Source organism: Vibrio vulnificus NBRC 15645 = ATCC 27562, assembly GCF_002224265.1.
GTDB classification, from domain to species: Bacteria; Pseudomonadota; Gammaproteobacteria; order Enterobacterales; family Vibrionaceae; genus Vibrio; species Vibrio vulnificus.
Genome location: NZ_CP012881.1, coordinates 42,847 through 69,448 on the forward strand (window position 1 = coordinate 42,847; position 26,602 = coordinate 69,448).

24 protein-coding genes, 2 tRNA genes and 1 pseudogene are annotated in these 26,602 nt (G+C 47.3%); 14 read left to right on the plus strand and 13 right to left on the minus strand.

The window, feature by feature from the left end:
• Positions 1 to 75: 75 nt before the first annotated feature.
• Together prpB and AOT11_RS00125 are read right to left on the minus strand one after the other, a co-directional pair.
• Complete coding sequence (gene prpB, locus AOT11_RS00120) at positions 76 to 972, minus strand: methylisocitrate lyase (RefSeq protein WP_017422152.1); 897 nt, start codon at positions 970 to 972, stop codon at positions 76 to 78.
• A 12-nt stretch (positions 973 to 984) separates the two neighbouring features.
• On the minus strand, positions 985 to 1,680 hold the full coding sequence (locus AOT11_RS00125) for a GntR family transcriptional regulator (protein WP_017422153.1): 696 nt from the start codon (positions 1,678 to 1,680) through the stop codon (positions 985 to 987).
• A 348-nt stretch (positions 1,681 to 2,028) separates the two neighbouring features.
• Between AOT11_RS00125 and AOT11_RS00130 the strand changes: the two genes are divergently transcribed.
• From AOT11_RS00130 to AOT11_RS00140, 3 genes are all read left to right on the plus strand, one after another.
• Positions 2,029 to 3,000, plus strand: a complete 972-nt coding sequence (locus AOT11_RS00130; protein WP_017422154.1) for a tripartite tricarboxylate transporter substrate binding protein — start codon at positions 2,029 to 2,031, stop codon at positions 2,998 to 3,000.
• 241 nt (positions 3,001 to 3,241) lie between these two features.
• Positions 3,242 to 3,757, plus strand: a complete 516-nt coding sequence (locus tag AOT11_RS00135) for a tripartite tricarboxylate transporter TctB family protein (protein ID WP_038939048.1) — start codon at positions 3,242 to 3,244, stop codon at positions 3,755 to 3,757.
• 21 nt (positions 3,758 to 3,778) lie between these two features.
• Complete coding sequence (locus tag AOT11_RS00140) at positions 3,779 to 5,320, plus strand: tripartite tricarboxylate transporter permease (protein WP_017422156.1); 1,542 nt, start codon at positions 3,779 to 3,781, stop codon at positions 5,318 to 5,320.
• 81 nt (positions 5,321 to 5,401) lie between these two features.
• Here AOT11_RS00140 and AOT11_RS00145 read toward each other — a convergent pair whose 3' ends face one another.
• The 6 genes from AOT11_RS00145 to AOT11_RS23980 all read right to left on the minus strand — a co-directional run bounded on the left by AOT11_RS00145 (position 5,402) and on the right by AOT11_RS23980 (position 11,310).
• Positions 5,402 to 6,289 carry a hypothetical protein gene (locus AOT11_RS00145; protein WP_017422157.1) on the minus strand — a complete coding sequence of 296 codons (888 nt, stop codon included), beginning with the start codon at positions 6,287 to 6,289 and terminating at the stop codon, positions 5,402 to 5,404.
• An 18-nt stretch (positions 6,290 to 6,307) separates the two neighbouring features.
• The gene (locus AOT11_RS00150) at positions 6,308 to 8,710 is read right to left on the minus strand and encodes a fimbria/pilus outer membrane usher protein (protein ID WP_017422158.1); all 2,403 of its coding nucleotides are present in this window, start codon (positions 8,708 to 8,710) and stop codon (positions 6,308 to 6,310) included.
• Positions 8,711 to 8,740: 30 nt separating this feature from the next.
• Positions 8,741 to 9,400, minus strand: a complete 660-nt coding sequence (locus tag AOT11_RS00155; protein ID WP_017422159.1) for a fimbria/pilus periplasmic chaperone — start codon at positions 9,398 to 9,400, stop codon at positions 8,741 to 8,743.
• A 47-nt stretch (positions 9,401 to 9,447) separates the two neighbouring features.
• Positions 9,448 to 9,957, minus strand: a complete 510-nt coding sequence (locus tag AOT11_RS00160; protein WP_017422160.1) for a hypothetical protein — start codon at positions 9,955 to 9,957, stop codon at positions 9,448 to 9,450.
• Positions 9,958 to 10,230: 273 nt separating this feature from the next.
• The gene (locus AOT11_RS00165) at positions 10,231 to 10,869 is read right to left on the minus strand and encodes a helix-turn-helix transcriptional regulator (RefSeq protein ID WP_017428817.1); all 639 of its coding nucleotides are present in this window, start codon (positions 10,867 to 10,869) and stop codon (positions 10,231 to 10,233) included.
• A 372-nt stretch (positions 10,870 to 11,241) separates the two neighbouring features.
• Positions 11,242 to 11,310, minus strand: coding sequence for a GlyGly-CTERM sorting domain-containing protein (locus AOT11_RS23980; RefSeq protein WP_080586451.1), 69 nt, complete (start codon positions 11,308 to 11,310; stop codon positions 11,242 to 11,244).
• A gap of 197 nt (positions 11,311 to 11,507) precedes the next feature.
• Here AOT11_RS23980 and AOT11_RS00175 point away from each other — a divergent pair, with 197 nt between their 5' ends.
• The 10 genes and pseudogenes from AOT11_RS00175 to katG all read left to right on the plus strand — a co-directional run bounded on the left by AOT11_RS00175 (position 11,508) and on the right by katG (position 22,862).
• The gene (locus tag AOT11_RS00175) at positions 11,508 to 12,266 is read left to right on the plus strand and encodes a sulfite exporter TauE/SafE family protein (protein ID WP_017422163.1); all 759 of its coding nucleotides are present in this window, start codon (positions 11,508 to 11,510) and stop codon (positions 12,264 to 12,266) included.
• Between the two features lie 168 nt (positions 12,267 to 12,434).
• Positions 12,435 to 14,171 carry a methyl-accepting chemotaxis protein gene (locus AOT11_RS00180; RefSeq protein WP_017422164.1) on the plus strand — a complete coding sequence of 579 codons (1,737 nt, stop codon included), beginning with the start codon at positions 12,435 to 12,437 and terminating at the stop codon, positions 14,169 to 14,171.
• A 71-nt stretch (positions 14,172 to 14,242) separates the two neighbouring features.
• Positions 14,243 to 14,480: pseudogene (locus tag AOT11_RS00185) on the plus strand (HD-GYP domain-containing protein); the annotation flags it as partial.
• A 202-nt stretch (positions 14,481 to 14,682) separates the two neighbouring features.
• Complete coding sequence (locus AOT11_RS00190) at positions 14,683 to 15,987, plus strand: extracellular solute-binding protein (RefSeq protein ID WP_017422165.1); 1,305 nt, start codon at positions 14,683 to 14,685, stop codon at positions 15,985 to 15,987.
• Positions 15,988 to 16,054: 67 nt separating this feature from the next.
• The gene (locus AOT11_RS00195; protein WP_026050705.1) at positions 16,055 to 16,936 is read left to right on the plus strand and encodes an ABC transporter permease subunit; all 882 of its coding nucleotides are present in this window, start codon (positions 16,055 to 16,057) and stop codon (positions 16,934 to 16,936) included.
• Between the two features lie 9 nt (positions 16,937 to 16,945).
• Entirely contained in the window at positions 16,946 to 17,788 is an 843-nt protein-coding gene (gene ugpE / locus AOT11_RS00200; RefSeq protein WP_017422167.1) for a sn-glycerol-3-phosphate ABC transporter permease UgpE, read from the plus strand.
• Positions 17,778 to 18,959, plus strand: coding sequence for a sn-glycerol-3-phosphate import ATP-binding protein UgpC (locus tag AOT11_RS00205; protein ID WP_017422168.1), 1,182 nt, complete (start codon positions 17,778 to 17,780; stop codon positions 18,957 to 18,959). The genes ugpE and AOT11_RS00205 overlap by 11 nt, the downstream gene beginning before the upstream one ends.
• The gene (locus tag AOT11_RS00210) at positions 18,956 to 19,729 is read left to right on the plus strand and encodes a DeoR/GlpR family DNA-binding transcription regulator (protein WP_017422169.1); all 774 of its coding nucleotides are present in this window, start codon (positions 18,956 to 18,958) and stop codon (positions 19,727 to 19,729) included. The genes AOT11_RS00205 and AOT11_RS00210 overlap by 4 nt, the downstream gene beginning before the upstream one ends.
• 25 nt (positions 19,730 to 19,754) lie before the next feature.
• On the plus strand, positions 19,755 to 20,462 hold the full coding sequence (locus tag AOT11_RS00215; RefSeq protein ID WP_017422170.1) for a glycerophosphoryl diester phosphodiesterase: 708 nt from the start codon (positions 19,755 to 19,757) through the stop codon (positions 20,460 to 20,462).
• 228 nt (positions 20,463 to 20,690) lie between these two features.
• Complete coding sequence (katG, locus tag AOT11_RS00220; RefSeq protein ID WP_017422171.1) at positions 20,691 to 22,862, plus strand: catalase/peroxidase HPI; 2,172 nt, start codon at positions 20,691 to 20,693, stop codon at positions 22,860 to 22,862.
• Between the two features lie 63 nt (positions 22,863 to 22,925).
• Here the strand turns inward: katG and AOT11_RS00225 are convergent, their stop codons facing one another.
• Positions 22,926 to 23,276 carry a DMT family protein gene (locus AOT11_RS00225; protein ID WP_011150137.1) on the minus strand — a complete coding sequence of 117 codons (351 nt, stop codon included), beginning with the start codon at positions 23,274 to 23,276 and terminating at the stop codon, positions 22,926 to 22,928.
• A gap of 122 nt (positions 23,277 to 23,398) precedes the next feature.
• A complete protein-coding gene (cspE, locus tag AOT11_RS00230; RefSeq protein WP_011080595.1) occupies positions 23,399 to 23,611 on the minus strand; it encodes a transcription antiterminator/RNA stability regulator CspE in 213 nt (70 codons plus the stop codon).
• A gap of 685 nt (positions 23,612 to 24,296) precedes the next feature.
• Between cspE and AOT11_RS00235 the strand changes: the two genes are divergently transcribed.
• A complete protein-coding gene (locus tag AOT11_RS00235) occupies positions 24,297 to 25,352 on the plus strand; it encodes a GGDEF domain-containing protein (RefSeq protein WP_223848421.1) in 1,056 nt (351 codons plus the stop codon).
• Positions 25,353 to 25,472: 120 nt separating this feature from the next.
• On the opposite strand, the gene AOT11_RS00240 is transcribed toward AOT11_RS00235, so the two are convergent.
• The 3 genes from AOT11_RS00240 to AOT11_RS00250 form a co-directional block, all read right to left on the minus strand.
• Positions 25,473 to 25,549 (minus strand) — tRNA-Val (locus AOT11_RS00240).
• Between the two features lie 35 nt (positions 25,550 to 25,584).
• Positions 25,585 to 25,661 (minus strand) — tRNA-Val (locus AOT11_RS00245).
• A 147-nt stretch (positions 25,662 to 25,808) separates the two neighbouring features.
• Positions 25,809 to 26,600, minus strand: coding sequence for a hypothetical protein (locus tag AOT11_RS00250; protein WP_017422173.1), 792 nt, complete (start codon positions 26,598 to 26,600; stop codon positions 25,809 to 25,811).
• Between the last annotated feature and the right edge of the window lie 2 nt (positions 26,601 to 26,602).

A 26,602-nucleotide genomic window follows, 5' to 3' on the forward strand; every position in this document is an offset into this window, starting at 1 on the left:
TGTTTTTCTTATCTTTAGCTTCCCTACTTTTCTTGGGCTTCCCTACTTTGCTCTCATCTAAAAAGCGCGTTGGGATTATTTTCCTTCTGAAAACAGTTGGTCGAGCTTGTCTTCGTACGCGTGATAGTTGAGATAGTCATAGAGCTCTTTACGCGTCTGCATTGAATCGATTAACGCCTCTTGATTGCCCACTTCCAACAAGTGGCGATAGACCATTTCCGCCGCTTTGTTCATCGCGCGGAAAGCACTCAACGGATACAGCACCATATCCACGCTGGATTTGGCTAACTCTTCACAACCATACAAAGGTGTTTGACCAAATTCGGTGATGTTGGCCAATATCGGCACGTGCTTGCCCGTGGCTTGCGCTAAGGCAGCAGAAAATTGCTGATACTGCTCAAGTTTATTCATCGCTTCGGGGAAAATCATGTCCGCGCCCGCTTCTACACAGGCAATTGCACGCTCAATTGCGCTATCAATCCCTTCCACCGCCAGCGCATCGGTACGCGCCATAATCACAAAGTTCTCATCGACTCGTGCATCCACCGCCGCTTTAACGCGGTCGACCATCTCTTGCTGAGAAACAATCGCTTTGTTTGGACGGTGCCCACAACGTTTTTGCGCCACTTGATCTTCCATGTGAACGGCGGCTGCGCCGGCTTTCTCCATTGCTTTAATGGTGCGCGCAATGTTGAATGCACCGCCAAAACCGGTGTCGATGTCCACCAGCAGAGGCAAATCACAGGCGTTGGTGATGCGCTCTACGTCCACCAGTACGTCGTTAAGCGTGGTGATGCCCAAATCAGGCAAGCCGTAAGACGCATTTGCGATGCCGCCACCAGAAAGGTAAATGGCTTGATGGCCTAGGCTTTTGGCCATCATGGCGCAATAAGGGTTGATGGTGCCGACGATTTGCAGCGGATCATTTTGTTGTACGGCGAGTCTGAACTTCGCCCCCGGAGTTAAGCTCATAACACGTTTCCTCTAATCCTTTAGGATCTGTTGTTCGATTAATTTGCGGCTGCCGGAGATGTGTCTTCTCATCAACATTTCCGACAACTCTTCATCTCGATTGCGAATCGCTTGCAGAATGAATTTGTGCTCTTCCAACGCTTCTTTGGGTCGTGATTGTGCACGAGGTGACTGGTAGCGATACATGCGCAATAAGTGGTACAGCTCGTCACACAACAGCGCGATCAGTTCACGGTTGCGACTGGCTTTGATAATGCGATAGTGAAAGTCGAAATCACCATGTTGATGGAAGTAAGAGGAACCCTCAACTTCATCGATGTGTTTCGAGTGTGTCGACAATAGTAGCTCAAGGCTCAACAGCTCTTCTTGGCTGATGTGGCGAGCGGCAAGCCTTGCAGCCATGCCTTCTAGTGCTTCACGCACCGCATACAGCTCCACCAATTTTTCAGGTGAAAGGGTAATCACACGCGCCCCGACATGAGGAACACGTTCGATCAAGCCAAGCCCTTCTAATCGCATCATCGCCTCACGCAGTGGACCTCGGCTCACATGATAATGCTTGGCTAACTCGGGTTCTGAGATCTTGCTTCCCGGTGCGATCTGCCCATTCACAATCGCTTCAACCAAGGATTCGGTCAGCGACTCGGACTTGGTGTTTTCCTTGTCGCTGCCTGCAAGTTTGCCAATGGCTTTGGTGTCTACATTCATATTCAAATACGTTTCCTGACGGCAATCTGTCAACAATGTCTGTCTCTGAATATAAAATAGTCGATCAAATTGTCGACAATCAAGTAAATTGTCGACAATTTAGACTAAGGTATACCTTCTTTTTGTCTTCCCTCCTCACTTCCTTCCCGTCTTGTGAACTTTATGAACAAAATCGACTTTATGACCGTTATTTTTTTTAACTGCCTTTTAGAGACAATCCGTTAACACCTTTTTAACCTTTCATCATTCCTAACCCGCCACGGCGAGTGAGGAACCACTGATAACAAGAACCACAGATAACAATAAGTTCGCTTCATCACCGAAGCGCCGACATAAGGAACGTGAAACATGTTTAAGGCACTCAAACCTACTCTGGCCGCATCGATCATCGCCGCCTCTTTTTCTTTTAACGCTTTCGCGGCAGAGATCGAAAAAATCCACTTTCTCATCCCTGGGGGTGCAGGTGGTGGCTGGGACATGACCGCTCGTGGTACGGGTGATGTTCTGCAAAAAACCAACTTGGTGGAGAATGTCTCATACCAAAACTTGTCTGGTGGTGGCGGTGGTAAAGCCATTGCGCACCTGATCGAGACGGCAAAACGCCAAGAAGACACGCTAATGATCAACTCAACGCCGATCGTGGTGCGTTCACTGAGCGGTGTGTTCCCTCAATCCTTCCGTGATTTAACGCCAGTGGCAGCGACAGTCGCAGATTACGGCGCCATCGTGGTGGCAGGAGATTCGAAATACAACACATGGGAAGAGGTCACTAAAGACTTCGCTGAGAACCCACTCAAAGTAAAAATCGCGGGCGGCTCTGCGCGTGGTTCGATGGATCACCTCGTTGCCGCAGCAGCATTTAAAGGCCAAGGCTTTGATGCCAAACAAGTTCGTTACATCGCCTATGACGCAGGCGGTAAAGCGATGGCTGCACTGCTTTCTGGCGAAACTCAGTTACTTTCTACTGGCCTAGGTGAAGTGCTTGAGATGTCGAAAGCGGGTCAAGTGAAGATCCTCGCGATTACCGCACCAAAGCGCCTCGAAGCGGCGTCAAACATTCCTACCCTAACCGAATACGGCAACCCAACCGTCTTTGCTAACTGGCGTGGTTTCTTTGCCGCACCGGGTGCGAGCCAAGAGAAGATCAACGAGTGGAACGCGGCTCTGACCAAAATGTACAACACCGATGAGTGGAAAGTGGTTCGTGACCGTAATGGTTGGATCGACAACTACAAAGCGGACAAAGAGTTCTACGTCTTCCTAGAAGAGCAAGAGAAGCAGATGGGTGACCTGATGCGTGAGCTCGGCTTCCTAAAGTAGGCTCACAGCACCTCATATGGGGTTAGACAGGTTCATTCCATGCACTAACCCCATCCAGTTTCGCCGTTATTGAGGCGCTGCCACGAGCAGTAGAACGACTCCTTTGTTTATTGAAAGTCCTGCTTGCTACTGTGTCCCTGTTATCACGAGTAGCACGCCTTGTTGATGAGCCTCTTTTTCATTGACGCTTCAATAACGGCTTTTTCCTCTTTTGTCTTTGCCTCAATGATTGGAGTTGGATATGTCGGATTTACCAACCAGTTCGTTTAAAAGCAATAAGCTACTCTCAACAGAGTTTCTCCTCTGCCGTGACCGTGTCGGGGCGCTGATTTTTCTTCTACTCTGTTTGGGCTATGGTTACCAAACCTACCAAATCCCATTATTCCCAGGGGATGAGTACGAGCCGTTCAACGCTCGCACCCTGCCCTTTATTCTTACCGTGATTGGTATTGGGCTTGCGTTGCTGCTGTTAGTAACGGGCGAGCCCGACAGCAAAAGTGGTGCCGTAACCAAGTTTGACTGGAAGCTGTTAATCGCTTTTTTGGTGCTGATGGCCCTGTATGGCTTCGGCCTAACCTATCTTGGCTTCGTCTTAGCCACGGGATTTTTCCTGTTGGCGGGGTTTTACCTGCTCGGCGAGCGACGCAAGAGCGTCTTGTTTGGTGCGTCTTTCCCATTCGTATTGGCGTTCTATCTACTGCTCACCAAGGGGTTGGATGTTTACCTCGAACCGGGCCTGATTTTTACCCTTTGGTAATTGGCATAAGGAACTGATTTTATGTTAGACGGAATTTTACAAGGTCTATCGACCGCAGTGATGCCAATGAACCTGATGATGGTAGTCATTGGTTGTTTTGTCGGCACCTTTATCGGCATGCTTCCGGGTTTAGGCCCAATCTCGGCCATTGCGCTGATGATCCCAATCACTTACGGCCTAGAGCCTTCTTCAGGCATGATTTTGATGGCGGGTGTTTATTATGGCGCGATTTTTGGCGGTTCCACCTCTTCTATTTTGATCAACGCACCGGGCTGTTCTTCAACCGTAGTAACCGCGTTTGATGGCTACCCAATGGCGCAAAAAGGCCAAGCGGGTAAAGCGCTTGCTTTGGCCGCTTACGCCTCGTTTACTGGCGGTACGCTATCGGCCATCATGCTGTTGGTGGCGGCACCGGCCCTGGCCACCGTGTCGCTCAGTTTCCAATCCTCAGACTATTTCGCACTGATGCTGGTTGGGCTTTCTGCGGTAGCGGCCTTTGCTGGTAAAGGGCAAGTGATCAAAGCATGGATGATGACCATTCTTGGCTTGATGCTCTCAACCGTGGGCATTGATAAAGGCGTTGGTGTAGAACGATTTACGTTCGGCCTGACTGATTTAATGGATGGTTTCAGCTTCTTGCTTTTGGCGATGGCGACCTTCGCGTTGGGTGAAACCTTAATGGGCATTCTCAAGCCTGATCAAGACAACAGCGCGGAAGAACAAGAGCGCATGAGCAACATTGGCTCGATGAAAGTGACTCGTGAAGAGATCAAAGAAGCGGCTCCTGTCTCCATTCGTTCTTCAATTCTTGGCTTTTTTACTGGCGTTCTACCGGGCGCAGGCGCAACCATCGCGGCGTTTCTCAGCTATGGCATGGAGCGCAATTTGGCGCCGAAAGAGAAAAAAGAAGAGTTTGGTAAAGGCAGCATTCGTGGCTTAGTGGCACCAGAATCGGCCAACAACGCCGCCTCAAGCGGCTCGTTTGTGCCACTGTTAACACTTGGTATTCCGGGCTCAGGCACCACGGCCATCATGCTTGGCGCATTGATCGCCTACGGCATTCAACCGGGTCCTCGTTTGTTTGTTGACCATCCGGATGTGTTCTGGTCGGTGATCATCTCCATGTACGTCGGCAACATCGTGCTGCTGATTCTGAACTTGCCACTGATCCCGTACATCTCACGCCTGTTGGCAGTGCCAAGAACCGTACTGCTACCTATGATTCTGTTCTTCTCTATCACTGGCGTTTATTTGGTTTCATTTAACACCATGGATGTGTTTGTGATGCTGCTGGTGGCGATGGGAGCGATTGCGCTTCGTCTCGCCAACTTCCCGCTTGCCCCACTGCTGCTTGGCTTCATTCTGGGTGGTTTGATGGAAGAAAACTTACGCCGAGCGCTGATGATTTCGGATGGGCAGCTTAGCTTCTTGTGGGAGCGTCCGTTAACACTGGCCTTTACTGTGATTGCGATTTTGATGGTCAGCAGCCCGCTATTAGGTGCGATCTATCAGAAAATCAAACCCAACACGACAAAGTCGAACGTTTCACAAGCAACCAAATAACAATAACCATCTCCATATTGCACTACGTTATGCCGCCTCGATTGAGGCGGTTTTTTCGCGTTTGGCTTCAAACATGACGATTCAAAAAGCAGTCAGCATGATGGTCATTTCATCCTCATAGCGCCCTTCCCTAGCCGATGGCATAGGCGTATTTTCGAACTGTAAGCGAAAGCGTGTTTCACGTTGCTGGTGAGGACGCAAGTAAAATGGCGCATTTAATCTTAGCGGCTGACCATTAAGAGAGGTGGCATACGGAATTTTGTAGCGTGCATTCTTAACGTTGACCATGTCACCTTGGTTGAGAGAATCCAGTTCCAATTTCACGCTGCCATTGCTCACCACAATCACATCGAGTTGGCGTTGATTCTTCTCGGTTAAGTTGCCCATATCAATGCTAACGTTGGTTCCAGAAACCGAGACATGCGCCCCCTGACGGCTTTCCACTCGCGCCCTAACAAAAGGTTTTACTTGGTAATTGAGAGACACGGCTCGACGAAACTCATGACCAGCCGCCTTAACTTTAAACTCAAAATCGCTTTGATATTGGCCAGAAAGCAACACTTTTCCTTGAGGAACATGTACCCAAAACTCACTTCTCTTTCGCCCTTGGAGTGGCAAGATAAAACTGCCTCGCTGATCACGATGCAGGCTTTTTCTTTGCCCATCCAATAGGCTAGATGCCACCGCGCCTTGAGGCCCAATAATTGGCTCCTTCCAGCCATTTTTGGCGTGAATAACCAATTGAGGAGAGCAAGCGAGCAGCGCCCCTTCCAACTCCACATAACCTTGGAACCACAACGCATTGTCGGAACTGCTTGCCTTGTCCACGGGGTGACTGGACAAATGCACGACAAATTCACCTTGGCAAACTTGTGTTGCTGGCTCCACCGCTGCCAAGGATAGGGAAACAAAACACATCAGTGTGCCAAAGCACATCAGTGTGGAGCATCGAGTGAGAGAGCTATTCATCTTCTCCTCCTTACCATTTTAATGTGCTGATTTGTCCATCAGCACCACGTTGATCTGACCTAGATTGATCAAGCTGTTGTCTGACTCAGGGATCACAATCCATCGCGCTTCGCTGCTTAAACCTGACAGCTCTAAGCGATACTCTCCGGGAGCGATGCCTTGAATGTAGAATCGACCTTGTTGATTGGTAAAAAACACCATTCGCTTGTCGTCAACTATCAGGCTCGCTTGCCGATAGGCGATCGCTTCGCCCTCGGTTGTCGTCAAAAAACCCGTTACCGTGTACGAGGCATCCGAGCCCATGATGAGTCGATGCCCTGTCGCGGCCCCTGGCGACACATCGATTTTTCCCGCCCCCCAGTCATAACCCAGCGGGGCGTTGTGCACGTTGTACTCGATGATATTGATGCCATAGGGCTGCGAAATCGGAATCAAACCATTGATACTTGGCGTCGCTAGCGCGGTGGCTCTCCCTTCGCTATCCACATCCAAATAGGCGGTCGCCTCCGTTAAAGTGGGATGCATGCTCGCCACCATGAAAGGCCCAGAAAGAGCTCGGCCCCATCCCCATTCACCGTCTACCATGCCAAGACTGGTCGCGAGCCTGACGGAACCTTGATACTGTGCTTGGTCATCGAGGCGGTTTTGCTTTCGCACAAGCTCGCTTTCCACTCGGAAACGGTTGGCGGTATAACTGAGCATGGCTTTTTGGCTTTTGATGCTTTGGTCCTGTTCAGCTTCAATGCGCACGCCTATGTCATCCACATAGTTGAGCCCTTCATTGTTGAAGTAGAGTCGGCTTCGCTCCGTCAAACTGTTGTACGATGCCCCAATACGGTGGCTCTCTTGCTCTGAGTACCAGTTGTATTCAAACGTCAATAACAGACGATTATCACCCTCAACATATCGCGCCGACTCTTCATACTCTGTACCTAAACCAACGGTAAGCCCTTTATGACGCCAGTTAAGCAGAACTGAGGTCTGCACTTCGTCGTCTTTTTCGTCAAAAAGGGTGTAGCGACCTGATAACGTGAGATCGACAGCGTCACTGATTTGCCAAAAGTAGCTACCCAAAATCTGGGAATACTGATTTCCCTCTTCCCCCTTTCTCCACGGCTTGCTTTGAAATTGATCAGAATACTCATACGCCAAACGTAAATTGGGAGACTGACTCTCGCCATTACCAATCACGCTATTTTCATAGTCCAGAGAGGCTACCCAACCTTGATCTTCGTTGTGGCTCCACGAAAAACGGCTGGTGAGATTGCCCATACCACTGCTAACGGTGGCCAGTATCCCGATCACGCCGCCCTCTTTTGCCCATAATCCATTGCCGCCCAACGTGAACCCATCGGTTACCCCATACTCTAGATAACCAGTTGCCAGCCATGCGTCTTCGTATTCAATGCCTTGCTCTTGATAAACAATCGGTCGACCAACCGAAAAGGCGTAATCCAGCAAGCCTTGCTGCAAAAGACGCGCATTGTAGAACTGAGTAAAGCTCAATACCTCTTGGCGACCTGAAAGATAATTCAACACTACGGTGATCTCGTTTGCACCATTGTCTAAAATCAAATTCTGTAAGTTGTACCTTCCGGCCTCTAAGCGGCCAGAAGAGACTCGCTCCCCATTCACATACACTTCAACTTCTGCTGATTCTTGCAGTAGCAACTGTTGGCTGCTTTGCGGGCTGATCGAGCGTTCAGGCTGTAAATCGGCATAACGGCTTTCGACGGTAAATCCCCCCAACGCCAACCCATAAAGATGGCCGGACTCACCACTGAATACATCGCCTACCGATGCGCGAAGCGGCAGGTCCGGATCGTCATAAAACGCCAGCCATTCTCCGCGAACGTAGTCGTGACTCTCCTCATCCATTTGCAAATGATTGACCAGTTGAAGATTAATGCCAGAGACGCCCCCCAAGTTCATCTGGCTAAGCCAATCGATACTCGAATACCAGCTCTCGCTCTCATTTTGCCAATAGCGGTTGTAAGCAAAATTGAAGCTGTTTAGCCAACTGACATTGCCACTCGCCGATGCTTGAAAAGGCGGATATTGTTGTGAAGCGTTCAAGGTGCGTTCGCTTAAAGCCTCTTGCGGTAGCGTGAGGTCAATGGTGAGTGACTCTAAGTTGAGGTGAAAATTAACGCCAAGCTCGCGCCATTTGTCGACGTGAATAAAATCACCACTATGGTGTGCAAACCGTTCGCGCCACCAAGTATCGGAAATTCTGTCGGCCAACAGCACGTTTAACGCCTCTGCCGACACGGATTTTAGCGTCATGCCTTCAATTTCAATCGGCAACTCGCCAAGTTGCGTCTCGGAATACCACACTGGCAATGAAAGCCGATAATCCGCGCAAAATCCGCTTACCGGGCATAAACAGAGAAATAGGAATACACACCACCATCGCTGCATGATCGACCTACTTGGCCCCTAAGGCCGTGATTATTTGACCAGCAAAGATTGAACATTAACGACAACGCTTTGATTGGGAACCAAATATTGCATTGGCAACAGCGGTTCTAACTCAACCCAAGACCAGCTCTTCTTCTGATTATGCCAACTGACCTCATGGCTCAGTTTGGTCAGCTCAAGCACACTGGTACCGTCATTGCGAATGGTTAACTGCACGGCCTCATTCTCACCTTGGGTCAAATGGCTTGAATAGTCAGCGTGAGCATCCTGAGGTGAGACAAAAATCAGTGCGCCAATGCGGAACAGCATTTGAATGCTGTCGCTACTGGCTTCATTTTTTAGTGGCAGTTGACTGGCGATTAAACGATAGGACGCCGCACTTTGCTTCGGCTCTCCAATGTATTGCACTTTGATGCTCTGCGATTTGCCTGGTTCAATCAGCACTTGTGGTGGAAACACCATTAGCTCATCGGTTTCTGACAGGGTTTCATTATTGTTGAGCGAGACTTCTCTTTTGATTGGGATGAGCTCCACTGGCAGTGGCGCAAGTGAGGTATTGGTGATTTTGAAAAACACCGTAGTTCCTTTACCGGCATCGTCCAAAAACTGCACCATAGGGAACAGCTCAAACGCCAGCGTTTGGCGATGAAAGAAAAACAGCAAAATCGTCAATAAGCAAATCCGTTTCATACGACACCTCAATTAAAGGGGGACATGTCGTCCCCCACAAAGTGACATTACATATGGTAAAGCGATACCCACATGTAGCCTTCGTATTTACCCCAGCGAGCGCCTTTATGAGGAAGCGATCGGATGGTCAATTTGTGTTTGGATGACATTTGCTTATCAAGGCTGTTGCTGACATCAATGGTGTCGACGATACGCGCTGCCATGGTTTCCGTTTCTGCATCTTTGACTGACACTTTGTCGTTGAATGAATATTCCATTGGAATTTCGTCGCCGTTGCTGTTCTTAAACGCATATGGGTCTACCAGCAAAGTGCCTTTTGTTCCGTAAGAGTTGCACCAAGCTTTAAACGCGAAGGTTTTTTTATCTGACTTTTGCGTCAAATCGAAATTTAGCGTTTCGAGCTCTTCACTTGCTCTCATTTCACAGCGCTTAGGCACTTCACCGCTAAACTTCACCAAAAAGTCAGCGCGTGCTTCGTCACTCACAACCCAAGAATTAGCGGCTGCGCCTGCGGAATAAAGAAGGGTTAGCGCGATACAAGTTGCTAAACGTTTCATGATTGTTCTCCTTTACATAGTGTTCCTGCGGTGTAGTTCGTTCGTTGCAAGTTAAATTTACGCACATACGACTTTTTTACCATCAGTCATCTGACCAGTTAGAAACACACAAAGGGATGAGGAAAGACTAATTAGCGGAAAAATTTGATTTAAAACAAATAATATGCAGAGAACTTGGGAGGATCTCGACATTCTACAGCATTCTCTTTCTTGAACTGAATCAGAATATGAAGTTCTGAATCCTGCATCTTGAAGTTACTTGGCTATATAGAACTACTCGATCATTAATGTCGCTAATTGCGATCGGCTTTGTTTTCCTGTTTTACATAAAATATGTGATACATGACTTTTCACAGTGCTTAAACTGACGTTCATTTGATCGGATATTTCTTTATTTGAATAACCCTGAAGCAAATACAGAAATACTTTCTGCTCTTTTCCCGACAGTTCATATTTACTGCCTACCACGTCAAGTGAGCAACTTGTGGTTGCCTGAGATCGCACAATATTCCTTAGCGCATAAGACATGGCTTCTCGGCTGAACCACAATTGACCCGACGCCACCATTCGAATGGCTTTGTGTAAGTTTTCCAGTGTTTTTTCCGATTCCAGAAAACCAAACCAACCAAGTGAAATGAGCCCTTTCACGCCATCAAGATCTTGCTGTGTCGCATTGGCTAATATCCATGCGCCACCTCTTGTCGTGGGTGAAATCAAATGTTGCGAGGGGTTGCCTAACGTTTGTCGATCATAAATCACCAACTCATTGTCACTCAGTTGCCACAATGACTCTAGAGAAGCTTGAATGACAAACTCGTAACCCGTAAAGGTGTGGGACAATCCCGCCACAATCAAGCCTGACCATTCTGGATCATTTGAAATAACCCATACCTTATAAGGTTCCTTCATCATAAATCCTTCCTGGAAATGAAAATAAAGTACTAAGGGACTAAAAATAGATCTTATGAATAGTACTTTATTGTCAGATTTTGTTTTTGATTATCCTCACAATCCTTTTTTATTTATATAGAACTCTTTTGTCATATCGCTTTATTTAAATGAAATTTAATAAAATCAGTTGTAACCCATATTTTTCTCATCTAAATAAAAATGCCCCCAAAACGAGTCGCGTAAATAAAGAGCAGAGAAAATAAAGAGCAGAGATAAGAGTTAGAAGATAAAGACACGTGATAACCAAAAACGTTCGATGACATCATCTTTGATGCCATCGACGAAAAGGATGACTTTACTCATCAACAAGCAAAGCAAAAGAAAAGGTGACGTTCATTCACATGCTTTTCGACGAGCGCGCCAAAAGAGCAACAAACCCAAAAGGCTAATCCAATTGACAATTTGTTTTCATCGCCTTCATATGCACCTTTACCCATAAAAGAATAAGACAAGGTTGGAAAATTCGCCTGTTGAGATCACTGTTTTTCATAATATTAATGTCTGTTATGTAATCAGTTTGTTAACTTGAGAAAAGCAGTACGTTGATGACAGCTCTGCAATGTCAAGGGATAAAGGGATAGAAGGATCGCTTACAACACATGGACATCATTTTGCTTTTCTTTGCCGGGGTTTTTGGTGGCATGCTCAACTCTATCGCGGGAGGTGGCAGCTTCATCACGTTCCCAGCGCTTATGGCGGTGGGTATTCCCCCAGTGGTGGCCAATGCAACCAATACTTTCGCCAGTTGCGCTGGTTACATTAGCGGTGCATGGGGATATCGTCGTGAGCTTTATGCGCAAAAAAGTATTCTGCTCAAGACCATCGTCTGTAGCCTTCTCGGCGGCATGCTCGGTGCATTTCTACTGCTCAATACCAGCGAGTCAGACTTCTTAAAAGCCATCCCTTGGCTACTACTGTTTGCGACCTTACTGTTTGTGTTTGGCGGCAGAATAAACCAAGCAATCGGTCATCGTGCCGAGCGCCCTAAGCATTCAATCATTCTTTGGCTGCCCGCGCTCTTTTTGGTTCTTGTTTCCGCGTATGGTGGATTCTTCAACGCAGGGTTGGGCATTGTCACGTTAAGTTACCTTACGCTTTCAGGACACCGCGATATCATTACCATGAACGGTTTAAAGCTGTTGATTTCCACCAGCGTTTCATTGATTGCGGTTGTGATCTTCATCTTCAATGGTTCGATTGATTGGTGGAATGGTTTTGTTGTGATGTTAGGTAGTGTAGTTGGCGGATATGTTTCTGCTGTGGTAGCAAGAAATCTCAACAAAATATGGGTTCACCGTTTCGTCACGATGACATCTTTTGTTATTACCGGGTATTTCTTCGTAAAAGTATATGTCTAGCAAAGATTAATCACTGCACAGCTCCAAGTTATTTCTGCAAACGAATGCAACTTATTTGCAACAATGGCACCGCTCACTTAATATTGAGCCAATTATTAAATTGAACAGCCACTCTACGACGCAGGCATGCTTCGTTTTCGTAAATCACTTTTAAGGATGTAAAGTGTTATGACTCCGCTTTCTTTTAAAAACAAGATAATTGCGCTGATTATTGCCATTATCTCGCTCACCATCATCACCTCTTACTTTAGCGCTAACTATTTTATTAGCCGTTACATCCAAGACACTGACAGTAAAAACATTACGCATAATGTGGATCTGATTCAGCGCAAACTGGAAAACGAGCTGAACGGTAAATTGGCGCTGGCAAACAGCCTCAATTTCAGCATGATGGACATCAGTGAAACCAAGGAAAGCTCTGGTTTTGACAAGATCATTAAAATCGTTAATGGCTACGCCTTTGACGATACCGGAAACATGAGCGAGGAAGATGCCCAACAGTACATCAACCTAGCCGAGTCGCATGGTGATGCCACTATGGTGAGCCCCGTGAGTATGCTCAATGGAGAACCTTCCATTACCTTTTCACTCAAACGTATTGATGATTCGGTTGATTTCTTTGTTCTCAATCTGGGTCAGTTTAGCCAAGTCATCGCCGATTATGCGGCAGAAGGCAGCTATGCTGAATTGATCGCCAATGGCAACGTTATTTTTAGCAATAAACAAGGCAGCAACTTAACCCCCATCGCCCGCCCGGTGGAATTTGCAGGCCAACGCTGGGAACTTATCGGCTACATCGATCTGGATAATATTCAGTCGAATACTGACCAACTGAACTGGATGATCACGCTAGCGCTCTTGGTGTGTGCCGCCGTCATCATCGTCTCCAGCGTCATTCTTTTGCAGGTTTCCTTTAAACCGCTTAGCCGCCTCAACTTGGTGGTGGCAGATCTTTCTCAAGGCAACGGCGACCTAACCCAACGTTTGGCCATTGAATCCAAAGACGAAATTGGCCAAATCTCTCACTCAATTAACCTGTTTATTGAAAAATTACAGCAGATGTTCATTGAAGTGGCCGATTCCTCTAAAGAAATCGACCACGCCGTCGTGAATTTGAGTGAACAGTCGCGTTCAAACCTTCGCACGCTTAATCAGCATACCCAGGAGACAGAACAGGCCATTACCGCGATTGAAGAGATGAGCGCCAGCGCTAATTCCATTGCGCAAAGCGCCGACAACGCCGCGCACCTGACAGAGACCACCACCCGTTATGCTGATGAGTCAAAACAAACGGTGACGGGTGCAGTGGAGAGCGTGAACGGATTGGTGACTCAAGTGGTGGCAATGTCAGACACCATTGCGCGCATGAGTGATGATACCAAGCAAATTAGCACTGTCCTTCAGGTGATTGGTGATATCGCCGAGCAAACCAACCTACTCGCGCTCAACGCAGCGATCGAAGCGGCTCGCGCTGGTGAGCAAGGCCGAGGCTTTGCTGTTGTCGCGGATGAAGTACGCGCATTAGCAGCGAGAACGCAGCAAAGTACCGCTCAAATTAACGAAATGCTGGCGAAGTTGAAAAGCACAACCGAAAACGTGGTTAACGAGATGGGCTCCACTCGCACTCGTTGTGAAGAGACCGCAGAGCGAACCAACCATGTGATGGATTCGCTGAATGTGGTCACCGATTCAGTCGCAGAGATCAATAACCTCAATACCTTGATGGCAACATCGGCGATGGAGCAACGACAAGTAACACAAGAAGTGAGCAAAAACATGGCAGCGATTCAGGAAATCGTTCGCCTGCTCAACGAAAATGCGGCGCAATCGACCTCCATCAGCGATGAGTTGCAAAACACCTCTCATGCGTTAACCGATGTAGTCGGACGCTTTCGTGTCAATTGATCACCCCTCTCTGTTCAACGATTGCTGTATAAAAATGTCGCCTCGAGCGGCATTTTTATACAAGCCCACCCGCAGAACAATCCACTCCACTAGAAGCGCGAATTGTCACGCTGGCCGACGTGTTTGACGCACTACTGATATAAACCCGCGTGGTCGGTGGATGTGGTTATGGACTACATAAGAGCCAACACAGGTCGTCTGTTTGATCCTGAATGCGTTAGTGCCTTAATCGATAATTTGGAACAGTTCCTCGCCATTCGCGATAGGTATCTCGATCAAGAAGAACTGCCTAAAGGATGTGTGGCTTAGCCTTGTGTTAAGCCATTTTCTATCAATGTAAAAGCATATTTTCCCTCATTTTTTGTTTCTTTCTGCTGTCAGTTTTGGATCTCACTTCATCAAAGCTTCATTTTTCTGCCATCTAGCTTGCACGTTTTTGCAACATTTCTCCGCCAGCATAGCTTCAAACGAAACAACATTAGTCTCGTACGAAAGCAAAAGGAACATTCAAATGAACAAGGTATGGGTTAACGGACTTCTCTGCGCTGCGGTATCTGGCGGTTTTTCTGCAACAGCGTTTGCGACCACGGAAATTACTTGGTGGCACGCGATGGGCGGTCAACTGGGTGAAACGGTCAATCATTTAGCGACTGAGTTCAACGCCTCACAAGATGAATACAAACTGACACCGGTTTACAAAGGTTCGTACACCGAAACACTCACTGCGGGCATTGCCGCTTTTCGTGCCGGTCAAGCGCCCAACATTCTGCAAGTGTTTGATGCGGGAGCTGCGACCATCATCAACAGTAAAGGAGTAGCCAAACCTGTCCAAACGCTAATGATTGAGTCAGGCTACCCATTCAGCGCACACGATTACATTGCTGGCGTACGTAACTTTTATGCGGATAGTCAAGGCAAAATGATTGGTATGCCTTTCAACAGCTCAACCCCTGTGCTGTATTACAACAAAGACATGCTGGCAGAAGTAAACGCCAAAGCACCGCAAACTTATGAGCAGCTCGAGCAAGTCGCCGCGAAGTTGGCCTCAAAAGGCAAAGCTGGCTTTTCTCAATCGCTCACGCCTTGGATCATGTTTGAGAACTTCAAGTCTCGCCATAACTTGCCTCTGTCCGACAAGCAAAACGGCTACCAAGCCCTTTCTACCAAAATCATGTTCAGCACCGACGACATGCTGATGCACGTGAAGAAGTTGAAAGAGTGGTCAGACAAAGGCTACTACAAGTATTACGGCAGTGATTGGGATGCGAACCAAACCCCATTTGAGCGTGGTGAAGTGGCAATGTGGATGGGCTCTTCTGGTTCATTTGGTGGCTTGCGTAATCGCGTGAAGTTTAACTTGGGCACAACCTATCTGCCTTACTGGCAATCCATCACACAAAAGCCGACGCACACCTTTATTGGAGGCGCAGCGCTGTTTGCCTTAAACGGCCATAGCACCAAACAAGATAAAGGCGTTGCCGCTTTCTTTGATTACCTCACCAAGCCAGAAACACAAATGTACTGGCACAAAACCACCGGTTACGTCCCTGTCACGCAAGCCGCCTATGAACTGACGAAGCAATCTGGCTACTACCAAGAAAACCCAGATGCAGAAGTGGGGGTAAAACAGCTTAGCCTGCCCGATGGCGAGTGGACCAAAGGTTACCGTTTAGGCTACTACCCACAAGTTCGTGAAGTGATGCACCGTGAGTTTGACAACATTTTCTCTGGCCGCTCGACGGTAGAAAATAGCTTAAACAAAGTGGAAAACGAAAGCGAAAAACTGCTTAACCGCTTTGCTCGTACCGTGCAATAACCCCTTTGCCGTCGGCTCTCTGGAGCCGGCGGCATTTTTTTATTTCCGTTTTACATAGAGAATGACCGTGGAACGCCGACAACACTTTTCCCACACTCCACTCCCCTATCTGCTGCTTGCGCCGCAGATCGTGATCATCGGGGTGTTCTTTATCTACCCTGCCGCACAAGCCATTTACCTCTCGTTTATGTTGGAAGACCCATGGGGCCTCTCTTCCACTTTTGTTTGGTTTGAAAACTATCAACTGCTGTTCACGTCGAGCGACTATTTGGAATCCTTAGGCTTTACCTTGCTGTTTTCCCTGTTAGTTTCGTTTCTTTCACTCGCGCTCGCGTTGTTGTTGGCGGTGAAAGCAGACAACATCATTCATGGCCAAGGTCCTTATCGCATCACCTTAACATGGGTTTACGCTGTCGCACCTGCAGTCGCAGGGATCATTGGCGGATTTCTGTTTAACCCTCATATTGGCGTATTAACGGATCTGTTCGAGCGTCTTGGTTGGCAGTTTAGTTTTCAAACCGATCCGGTCGACGCCACGATTGCTTTAATTCTGGTTTCGGTGTGGAAACAGGTTTCCGTCAATTTTGTCTACTTCTTAGCGGGCCTTCAGTCCATCTCATACGCCGTGCGAGAAGCCGCACTGTTGGACTGCCAAAGCGACAACAAACGTTTTTGGACCATCACCTTTCCGCTGCTTGCGCCAACGGGCTTTTTCCTTTTGGTGATCAACCTAACCTATGCCTTCTTCGAAACCTTCGGCGTGATTGACACCATGACCAATGGTGGTCCGGGCGGCAGCACCACATCATTAGTGTACAAGGTGTATCGCGATGGTTTTGTCGGTGCAGACCTTGGCGGTAGCTCCGCACAATCGGTCGTGCTGCTGGTATTGGTGCTGCTACTGACATGGCTGCAATTTCGTTTTGTCGAAAAACGCGTTCATTACTAGGGGGCAAGTATGAAAAGTAATCGACTCTCTGATCACTTGATTTTGATCGCTGGCGCACTCTTTATGTTGCTGCCACTTTGGCTGATCTTCGCCAGCTCCACCCACAACCCAAACACCATCGTCTCGGAAGGATTGCAATGGACGCTAGGAGACAATCTGCAAGCGGTTTACGCCGAGGCATGGAACAAAAGTTTGGGCTTTGCTGGTAATGTCACCGCTCATACCATGATCGTGAACTCTCTCATCATGGGGCTGGGTTTTGCGATTGGTAAAATCATTATCTCGATGATGGCGGCGTATGCTTTGGTCTATTTCCGTTTGCCGTATGCCACCGCGTGGTTTTGGCTGATCTTCGTTACGCTGCTGCTGCCTCTGGAAGTGCGCATCATCCCTTCTTATGAGGTGGTTTCTCGCTTAGGTATGCTCAATAGCTACACCGGTTTGGTACTGCCTCTTATCGCCTCCGCCACTGCCACGTTTTTCTTTCGTCAGTTTTTTAAAACCATCCCGGATGAACTGCTTGAAGCGGCGCAACTCGACAACGCAGGGCCGATACGATTTTTTATCGATATTTTGTTCCCTCTGTCCAAAACCATGATGGCCGCCATCTTCATCATCATGTTTATTGTGGGTTGGAATCAATATCTCTGGCCAATCATGATGACCACCGATGAGCAGTACAACACCATCGTCATGGGCATCAAACAGATTCTCAATAACATCAATGAAACCAGCTTACCTCGCTATGACTACGCCTTTGCCATGGTGATTCTCGCTATGCTGCCGCCTGTTTTGGTGGTGGTCATCTTCCAACGCTGGTTTGTTAAAGGATTAGTAGAAAGTGAAAAATAATCAGAACTCCAATATTCATCCGATTCGCCGCTCAATCTCTGCGGAGCCGATCATGTTAGACATTCAACAACTGGTAAAAACGTATGAAAATGGCCACCAAGCGGTAAAAGGCGTTGACCTGGCGATCCATCAAGGCGAATTTATTGTCTTAGTTGGCCCATCAGGGTGTGGAAAATCCTCAATATTGCGCTCTATCGCGGGACTAGAAGCGATCACCTCAGGAGAAATTCACCTTGCAGGACGACGCGTCGATAACGAAAAGCCCGCCAACCGTGATATCGCCATGGTGTTCCAAAACTATGCGCTCTATCCGCATATGAGTGTGTACGACAATTTGGCATATGGACTGAAAAATCGGGGCGTCAGCAAAAGCACCATTGCAGAAAAAATTGCCAAAGTCGCCAAAACGCTCAAGATTGAGGAGTATCTCGACCGTAAGCCCGCCAAACTCTCTGGTGGCCAACGTCAGCGTGTGGCGATGGGACGAGCGATTGTTCGCGATCCGCAACTGTTCTTATTTGACGAGCCCCTCTCCAACCTCGATGCTGCGCTGCGGGCACACATGCGTCTGGAAATCAAAAAATTGCAGCGAGAGCTTGGCGTCACTAGCGTCTACGTCACCCATGATCAAGTGGAGGCCATGACCCTTGCCGATCGTATCGTGGTTCTTAAACAAGGTGAAATTGAACAAATTGGCACACCCGCAGAAGTGTATCACCAACCTGCTAGCACATTTGTCGCCAGTTTCATTGGTAGCCCTGCGATGAACTTCCTAACTGCCTCAATCAGTAATGGGAAACTGCAATTGGCGGGAAAACAGTGGCCAGTGCCATACGATGCCGACTTAAACTGCAACACACTCACGTTGGGCATTCGCCCCGAGCATGCCTCACTGCACCCCATCGACGATGCCATCGAGCTGAGTCTCAACATTCAAGTGGTTGAACCCTTGGGACCAAATCAATTGGTGCATGGCAAAATTAAAGGTGAGTATGGTGAGGGCGATTTTATTGCGGTTACCGCAGAAATGCCGCTGACCATCGGTGAAAATCTACCAATTTGGGTACGTATTGAACAGTTGCATCTCTTTGATGAACAAGAGAAACGCATTCCACTCTCGGCTCAATCTCCATCCGTCGATGCGCGTCAGCAACAGAGACAGCAGCAATGAGGCTGGCAGTGAGCTTATCCACTCGACAAAAACAGATCCTCGCGTATTTGCAGCAAACCCACGGGGTACTTTCCAGTACCCTGCTTTCTGAACGCTTTGATGTGTCGGTGCAAACCATTCGTAAAGATATGAATGACTTGAGCGATAAAGGCATGGTGCGTCGTGTGCACGGAGGCATCTCACTCCCCAGCGCCAATGACAATCTCTCTTTTACCAATCGCGATCTGCTCAATCTCTCAGCGAAGCAGCGTATTGCGCAAAAAGTGGCGCTTGAATTACCAGAAGGCAGCAGCATTTTCTTAGGCATTGGCACCACACCTAAACAAGTCGCACAAGCCTTGTTGGATCACCCTGGTTTAACAGTGGTGACCAACAACCTCAACGCAGCACTAACACTCAGTCGCAACCCCAATATTACCTTGCATCTTGCAGGAGGATTGGTGCGACACTCTGACGAAGATACGGTTGGCGAAGTGACCACTCGCTTTTATCGCCGCTTCAACATCAAAATTGGCATTTTCGGCGTCGGTGGCATGACACATAATGGGCAACTGCTCGACTTCACCCCGGAAGAAGCTAACCTCACTCGCGCCATTATCGAATGCAGCGAGCAATGCTGGTTGGTTGCAGACAAAAGCAAATTAGGACGCTATGCTCCAGTAGTAAGTGGTGAACTGTCTGAAATGCAAAAGCTTTTTGTGGATGAAATCACACCCGAGTTTCTTCAGCTGTGTCAGGATCACCAAGTTACGCTCATCCCTTCTCGATGAGGTGTGATTGAATTAAGGAAACCCAATGCCTCCAATGATTGTCGGCCACCGTGGTGTGGCTGGTTCTTACCCTGAGAATACCCGAGTTAGCGTCCAAGCTGCGATTGATCTTGGCCTAAGCTGGGTTGAAATAGATGTACAACCGACCAAAGATAATGTGTTGGTCGTCTGCCACGATCATACGATCGATCGCTGTAGTAACGGCAAAGGCCGTGTCGATGCCTACAGTTTGAAGGAACTGCAAGCCTTCGATTTTGGAGGATGGTTCGATGAAGCGTTTGCTGGCGAACAAATTATGACCTTGGAATCGTTGCTCAATCTAGCGGCAGAATACGATTTAGGGCTCAATATCGAAGTGAAAGTCGACAACCACGATGTGGGAAAAGTGGCTTTGAATCTGAAAAACCTCTTGGACAAGAGCCCACTAACCGCTGATATAATTCTGCTATCGAGTTTTAGCCACGACATCATCTTACAACTTCATCAACACTGTCCTGGTTATAAGCTGGGCGTACTCAGCGAGCGCTTATCTCAACGAGACCGACAAGTACTCAAAGAAGTCAACGCATTTAGCTGCAACCTCAACTATCGCTGGATCACAGAAAAACACATTCGCGATTTAAAAACAAGCGGATATCAAATTTGGTGCTATACCGTTAATCAGGCAGATAAGTTCCGCTATCTCGACAAAGTGGATGCCATCTTCTCTGACCATCCAGAACGTTTTATCTAGCGTTCTCCCCTATCGAACCACTCGTTTTCGGATGAGTGGTTTCAAAACATGACCTTATTTCGAACGTTTAAACAGAATTTACCTATCAAAGGAATAGAGACAACGAATTAGATAAAACCCTACATAAGACATAGGATTAGTTTCATCAAGGTGCAGCGTTCGTCGTCAACTGATTCTTCGGCGTGTTGACACCTCCCTTAGAATAATGCGACCGACAAGGAGCAACACATGGAACACAAACCTACCCACACCAGCGGCCAATGCCCAGTAATGCATGGCGGCGCCACTTCTTCAAATTCATCTAATGTTGCTTGGTGGCCAAAGGCCCTCAATCTCGACATCCTTCATCAACATGACCGTAAATCCAACCCAATGGGTGCCGATTTCAGTTACCGTGAAGAGCTCAAAAAACTGGATGTCGAAGCACTGAAACGCGATCTCAAAGCGCTGATGACTGACAGCCAAGATTGGTGGCCAGCAGACTGGGGACACTATGGCGGTTTGATGATCCGTATGGCGTGGCACTCTGCAGGTTCTTATCGTGTGGGTGATGGCCGTGGTGGTGCGGATACCGGAAACCAACGTTTTGCTCCGTTGAACTCTTGGCCTGATAACGCCAACCTCGATAAAGCGAGACGTCTACTTTGGCCAATTAAGCAAAAGTACGGCAACAAAATTAGCTGGGCTGATTTGATGATCCTTGCAGGTAACATGGCGTACGAATCAATGGGTTTGAAAACCTTTGGTTTTGCCTTCGGTCGTGAAGACATCTGGCATCCAGAAAAAGACATTTACTGGGGTGCAGAGCAAGAATGGTTGGCGCCATCTGGTGCAGAAAACAGCCGCTACTCTGGTGAACGTGACCTAGAGGACCCGCTTGCTGCTGTGATGATGGGCCTTATTTACGTTAACCCTGAAGGTGTGGATGGTAATCCTGACCCGCTAAAAACAGCCAAAGACATGCGTGTGACGTTTGCTCGCATGGGGATGAATGATGAAGAAACTGTTGCACTGACGGCGGGTGGTCACACGGTTGGTAAAGCACACGGTAACGGCAACGCAGCAAACTTAGGTGCCGATCCAGAAAGTGCCGATTTGGAAGAACAAGGCCTAGGTTGGAACAACCACAAGTCACGTGGTATTGGCCGCGACACGGTGACCAGTGGTATTGAAGGCGCATGGACGACAAACCCCACACAATGGGATAACGGCTTCTTCCATCTGCTATTTAGCTACGATTGGTGGTTACAGAAGAGCCCTGCTGGTGCATGGCAATGGGAACCAGTGAACATCAAAGAGGAAGACAAACCGGTTGATGTGGAAGATCCAACGATTCGCCACAACCCAATCATGACCGATGCGGATATGGCGCTGAAATTGGACCCAGAGTACCGTAAGATTTCTGAGCGATTCCACAAAGATCCTGCTTACTTCTCTGAAACCTTCGCTCGCGCCTGGTTTAAACTGACTCACCGCGACATGGGACCAAGAGCACGCTACTTTGGCCCAGATGTCCCTGCGGAAGAGTTGATTTGGCAAGATCCTGTTCCGACTGGTCGTAAAGACTACGACGTAGATGCAGTGAAAGCGAAGATCATCGCAAGTGGTTTGAGTACTGGTGAATTGGTTTCAACCGCGTGGGATAGCGCACGCACTTTCCGCAACTCAGATAAACGTGGTGGTGCTAACGGTGCTCGTATTCGACTTGCGCCACAGAAAGATTGGCTAGGCAACGAACCAGAAAAACTCGCGAAAGTGCTTCATGTCCTTGAAGCAATTGCTTCTGAGTTCAACATCAGTGTGGCAGACACCATCGTGCTTGCAGGTAATGTGGGTGTAGAGCAAGCAGCGAAAGCCGCTGGTATTGCAATCACCGTTCCATTTGCAGCAGGTCGCGGTGATGCCACTATCGAGCAAACCGATGTGGAATCTTTCGAAGTCCTTGAACCGATTGCAGACGGCTTCCGCAACTGGCAGAAACAACACTATGCGGTCAATCCTGAAGAGTTGCTGCTGGATCGAGCTCAGTTGTTGGGTTTAAGCGCCCCAGAGATGACGGTATTGATTGGTGGTTTGCGTGTACTTGGTACGAACCATGGTGATACGAAGCACGGTGTGTTTACCGATAATATTGGTGCACTAAGTAATGACTTCTTTGTGAACTTGACAGACATGCGCTACACCTGGAAGCCAACTGGTCGCAACTCTTACGATATTGTTGAGCGTAACAGTGGCAATGTGAAATGGACGGCAACTCGTGTTGACTTAGTGTTTGGTTCTAACTCTATCTTGCGTGCTTACGCTGAAGTGTACGCTCAAGATGACAATAAAGAGAAGTTCGTGAAAGACTTTGTGGCCGCTTGGACTAAAGTAATGAATGCGGATCGCTTCGATATCTAATCGAATCACTGATTAAACTTGCACTCAAAGCCCCTTAGCTTACATGCTCGCTAGGGGGCTTTTTTATGAAAACTTACTGCGAAACGCAAAATAGACGGCGCCAACCAAACACAAACCAGCCCACAGGTAATCTAGTTTCAGTGGTTCACGTAAATAGAACACAGAGAACGGCACAAACACCATCAAGGTAATCACTTCTTGTAGAATTTTAAGCTGGCCTACATTGAGTGCCGTGTATCCAATGCGGTTCGCAGGTACTTGGAGCAGGTATTCAAAAAGTGCGATCCCCCAACTCACCAATGCTGCAATAATCCATGGTTTATTGTTCAACTCTTTGAGATGGGCGTACCAAGCAAATGTCATAAAAACATTGCTACAAATTAACAAGCCAACACTAACAACAATAGGGTTCACTTCTACTCTCACTCACAAAAATTCGTTTAGGCAAACTTTCTCTAAATACCAACGAAAAACGGGTGCTCTTTCGAGCACCCGTTTAATATTCTTCTCGTGGTTAAACCACAAGTAAAACAAGCTTAGATAACTGTAACGTTAGAAGCTTGTGGGCCTTTTTGACCTTCTTCAACGTTGAAGCTTACTTTCTGACCTTCAGCAAGAGTTTTGAAGCCTTCAGAAACGATAGCACGGAAGTGTACGAATACATCTTTGCCGCCGTTGTCTTGAGAAATAAAACCAAAACCTTTAGTCTCGTTGAACCATTTTACTGTACCAGTCATTTTACCAGACATAGTGACCTCTATTAAAAATTTACATTAAACATTTCTGGCTATTACAAGTGCATGAATGGTCTATCGAGAGAAAGTTTACGCAGGTTTAACGAGGTATATCGAGAACTAACTGAGAAGGAACTTTTACTTAATCTAACACATGCACTCTTTGTAAGAGCTGAGCAACACTATACTTGGTTCTTAGAAAAGAACAAGTGTTTTTAACAAAAAAATGAAATCGTTTTCTTTTTTCTATCTCCTAGCTAGGTAAAGAAAATTCTTGATTTGTTCTCTTACCAAGTTGTTCTCTCCCATTTTTCAACTATGACTCTCATTCATTACAAGTCGATAAAATTGTAATTTAAAAACAATCACATAAAACCATGCGCATAGATATAATTCGTAGAAATAACCTTCTATGTTGACGAGATAACCCATCAATTGTTCATTCTTTCCACATGTTGAACAATTAATCCACGAAAAACTCTGTTAAAGGGTATCGAAATCAAGACATTCGCCACATTAACTTGCTGCTAACCAGGCGATAACATAGACTCTTTTCACTGTACTAAAAGGAATTAGTTTAGAGAGAATGACACTTACACTCGACCTCAGAACACTTTGTATAGTTACATCGTGTATTTGTTTATCTTATGGCATTGGGCTTGCGCTTTTTAACCGTGCACACATCAAACACCATAACTTAATGACGTTTGTCCTCGCACTGATGCTGGTAGGCTCATCAACGGGATTGATAGCACTGAGAGGTCTCCTACCAGACTTCGTTTCTATCGTTATTGCCAATGTTATGATTAGTGCCGGGTTCTCGTGCTTCCTCCACGGTTACAGCAAGTTCCGTAAAATCCACAATCGCTTTGCACAAATCTCTTTCTCTCTTCTTATTCCCCTTGCGCTGAGTTTTGTTTATTTCACCTATGTTGCCCCTTCACTCAGCACTCGCATTGTCGTTGTGGCCGCTTTTATGTCCCTCACGCTCTATATGACGGCGTATAACGTTCGTAAGGGCCTCGCAAGTGACTCTCCCGTACCTGTTAACATCATCGCCGCGTCGTTCAGTATCATCGGCACTATTGAGTTGATTCGTGCAATCTACTTTTCTATTTGGCCAGAGGATCAATACTTCAATGCGTCAGATGCTAGTCTATTCGTACTGCAAATGTCGTATTTGTTTGGCACACTCAACATTGCGATTACCACGTTTGGGCTGGTTTGGCTGATCAACGAGCGCTTGATCTCCTCGCTACAAGAAATGTCTTTCAAGGATAACCTGACGGGCTTCTTTAACCGTCACGGGCTTGAACAACAGCTGCCACAACTCGTACACACCTCGCAAGAATCACAGCAGCCACTCTCGGCACTGATGCTTGATATCGACCATTTTAAGTTGATCAATGACACTTACGGCCATTTAGAAGGCGACAACATTTTGAAACGTTGCGCTGAAGAGATTCAATCGCTTCTGCCAACTGAACATCTGGCTTTTCGCTACGGTGGAGAAGAATTTCTTGTCATTTTGAAGAGCTGCAACCTTTCACAAGCGCAGAAGTTGGCTGAGACAATTCGCCAAACCATTGAGGCTAAACAACTGGCAATGCTATCAGGTAGAAGCCTAACGTTGAGTATCGGCCTGACAGATTTGCACCCAGAAGATCACATTGATAATTTGATTAAACGTGCCGATCAGGCGCTCTATTTGGCGAAATCTCAAGGTCGAAATCAGGTAGTGGCAAATGCGATGTAACGCTTCTGTCATAGGCTATACGCACAAATCAATATCAGAAGATAAAGAGTAGATAGAAGATAGAAACGACAAAGCCCGCTCATTTGAGCGGGCTTTGTGTTTGTTCTAAAAGAACGAATATGGTGCGTCCAAGTGGACTCGAACCACCGACCCCTACCATGTCAAGGTAGTACTCTAACCAACTGAGCTATGGACGCTTTACGCACTGTTCTCAACTAACCATTCGTTTGAATGGTGCGTCCGAGTGGACTCGAACCACCGACCCCCGCCATGTCAAGGCGATACTCTAACCAACTGAGCTACGGACGCATTCCTTGAGAACGAGGAGGATATTACCCAGTGACGGTGTTAGGCGCAAGCATATTTTTGCCCTTTTAGTGCCATTTGCTCTATTCCTAATCTTTTTGCTCTGTTTTTAGCCTTTTTCACTTGTAGCGATTTGATCTAATTCACATTTCATGGCGTGACAAGCTTGAGCACTTTACGTTTGTTCAATTGGAGCTGAGTGATCTCTGTCGCCCAATATTGATCGATCAACCGCTGCAATAAGCCACTTTTCTCCGCTTTGAGCAGCGCTCTCTCCAGCAACGCTTTGTGCTGCTTTGCTCCTTCACTTAAGTAAAAACGAAAATCACGCTGATAAATGAGCAGTAAGTGTTGTTCGATTTCCAACTGAGGATTGAGTCTCGATTCGGCCATTACCTCGTTCACACCACGCGGGAAATAGTTAATAGAGCCTTGAGTTGAGAGTTTGTGATACAGCATTCGCCACTCACCATCTTGCTCATAAAATGGCAAATCATTTTGCAACCACACATCGACATCGTACCACGCATAACCAAGCCCAGCCGTTAACCCACTTTGACGTAACTCATCAAGGCTATTGATTGAGTCATATTGGGGCTGAGCGCCTTTGGGAATAAGCAAAACGCGCTGACCAATCAAGCCATTGGTAACGGGCGCATTCACATAAGGGTATTGTGCATCTCTCTCTTTTGTTTGCAGTAACCACATCAAAGAGAGCTGGTTATTCTCCACCATCTTGACTAAGCGTTTTTGCGGAATATGCTCAAAAGGCGTTTTGATGGTTAGCTTTACGCCAATGCTGTCGAGCGATTGGCGTAATAATTCATGGTAAAAAAGATGGGAACCATCGAGTTGAGTGGGGAGAACTAAAGTCAAGGTTTTAGGCTGAGCTGCCACGGCGGAAAAGTGAAACACAAACAACGCTATTGCAAACCATCTCATAG

Excerpts from the sequence above, each read along its gene's own strand:
- ugpE (WP_017422167.1), top strand. The coding sequence starts at position 16,946 with ATGAAAAGTAATCGACTCTCTGATCACTTGATTTTGATCGCTGGCGCA.
- AOT11_RS00165 (WP_017428817.1), bottom strand. The coding sequence starts at position 10,869 with ATGATGAAGGAACCTTATAAGGTATGGGTTATTTCAAATGATCCAGAA.
- AOT11_RS00190 (WP_017422165.1), top strand. The coding sequence starts at position 14,683 with ATGAACAAGGTATGGGTTAACGGACTTCTCTGCGCTGCGGTATCTGGC.
- cspE (WP_011080595.1), bottom strand. The coding sequence starts at position 23,611 with ATGTCTGGTAAAATGACTGGTACAGTAAAATGGTTCAACGAGACTAAA.
- AOT11_RS00135 (WP_038939048.1), top strand. The coding sequence starts at position 3,242 with ATGTCGGATTTACCAACCAGTTCGTTTAAAAGCAATAAGCTACTCTCA.
- AOT11_RS00140 (WP_017422156.1), top strand. The coding sequence starts at position 3,779 with ATGTTAGACGGAATTTTACAAGGTCTATCGACCGCAGTGATGCCAATG.
- katG (WP_017422171.1), top strand. The coding sequence starts at position 20,691 with ATGGAACACAAACCTACCCACACCAGCGGCCAATGCCCAGTAATGCAT.
- AOT11_RS00160 (WP_017422160.1), bottom strand. The coding sequence starts at position 9,957 with ATGAAACGTTTAGCAACTTGTATCGCGCTAACCCTTCTTTATTCCGCA.
- AOT11_RS00215 (WP_017422170.1), top strand. The coding sequence starts at position 19,755 with ATGCCTCCAATGATTGTCGGCCACCGTGGTGTGGCTGGTTCTTACCCT.
- AOT11_RS00250 (WP_017422173.1), bottom strand. The coding sequence starts at position 26,600 with ATGAGATGGTTTGCAATAGCGTTGTTTGTGTTTCACTTTTCCGCCGTG.
- AOT11_RS00125 (WP_017422153.1), bottom strand. The coding sequence starts at position 1,680 with ATGAATGTAGACACCAAAGCCATTGGCAAACTTGCAGGCAGCGACAAG.
- prpB (WP_017422152.1), bottom strand. The coding sequence starts at position 972 with ATGAGCTTAACTCCGGGGGCGAAGTTCAGACTCGCCGTACAACAAAAT.
- AOT11_RS00130 (WP_017422154.1), top strand. The coding sequence starts at position 2,029 with ATGTTTAAGGCACTCAAACCTACTCTGGCCGCATCGATCATCGCCGCC.
- AOT11_RS00150 (WP_017422158.1), bottom strand. The coding sequence starts at position 8,710 with ATGCAGCGATGGTGGTGTGTATTCCTATTTCTCTGTTTATGCCCGGTA.
- AOT11_RS00175 (WP_017422163.1), top strand. The coding sequence starts at position 11,508 with ATGGACATCATTTTGCTTTTCTTTGCCGGGGTTTTTGGTGGCATGCTC.
- AOT11_RS00235 (WP_223848421.1), top strand. The coding sequence starts at position 24,297 with ATGACGTTTGTCCTCGCACTGATGCTGGTAGGCTCATCAACGGGATTG.
- AOT11_RS00180 (WP_017422164.1), top strand. The coding sequence starts at position 12,435 with ATGACTCCGCTTTCTTTTAAAAACAAGATAATTGCGCTGATTATTGCC.
- AOT11_RS00155 (WP_017422159.1), bottom strand. The coding sequence starts at position 9,400 with ATGAAACGGATTTGCTTATTGACGATTTTGCTGTTTTTCTTTCATCGC.
- AOT11_RS00210 (WP_017422169.1), top strand. The coding sequence starts at position 18,956 with ATGAGGCTGGCAGTGAGCTTATCCACTCGACAAAAACAGATCCTCGCG.
- AOT11_RS00145 (WP_017422157.1), bottom strand. The coding sequence starts at position 6,289 with ATGAATAGCTCTCTCACTCGATGCTCCACACTGATGTGCTTTGGCACA.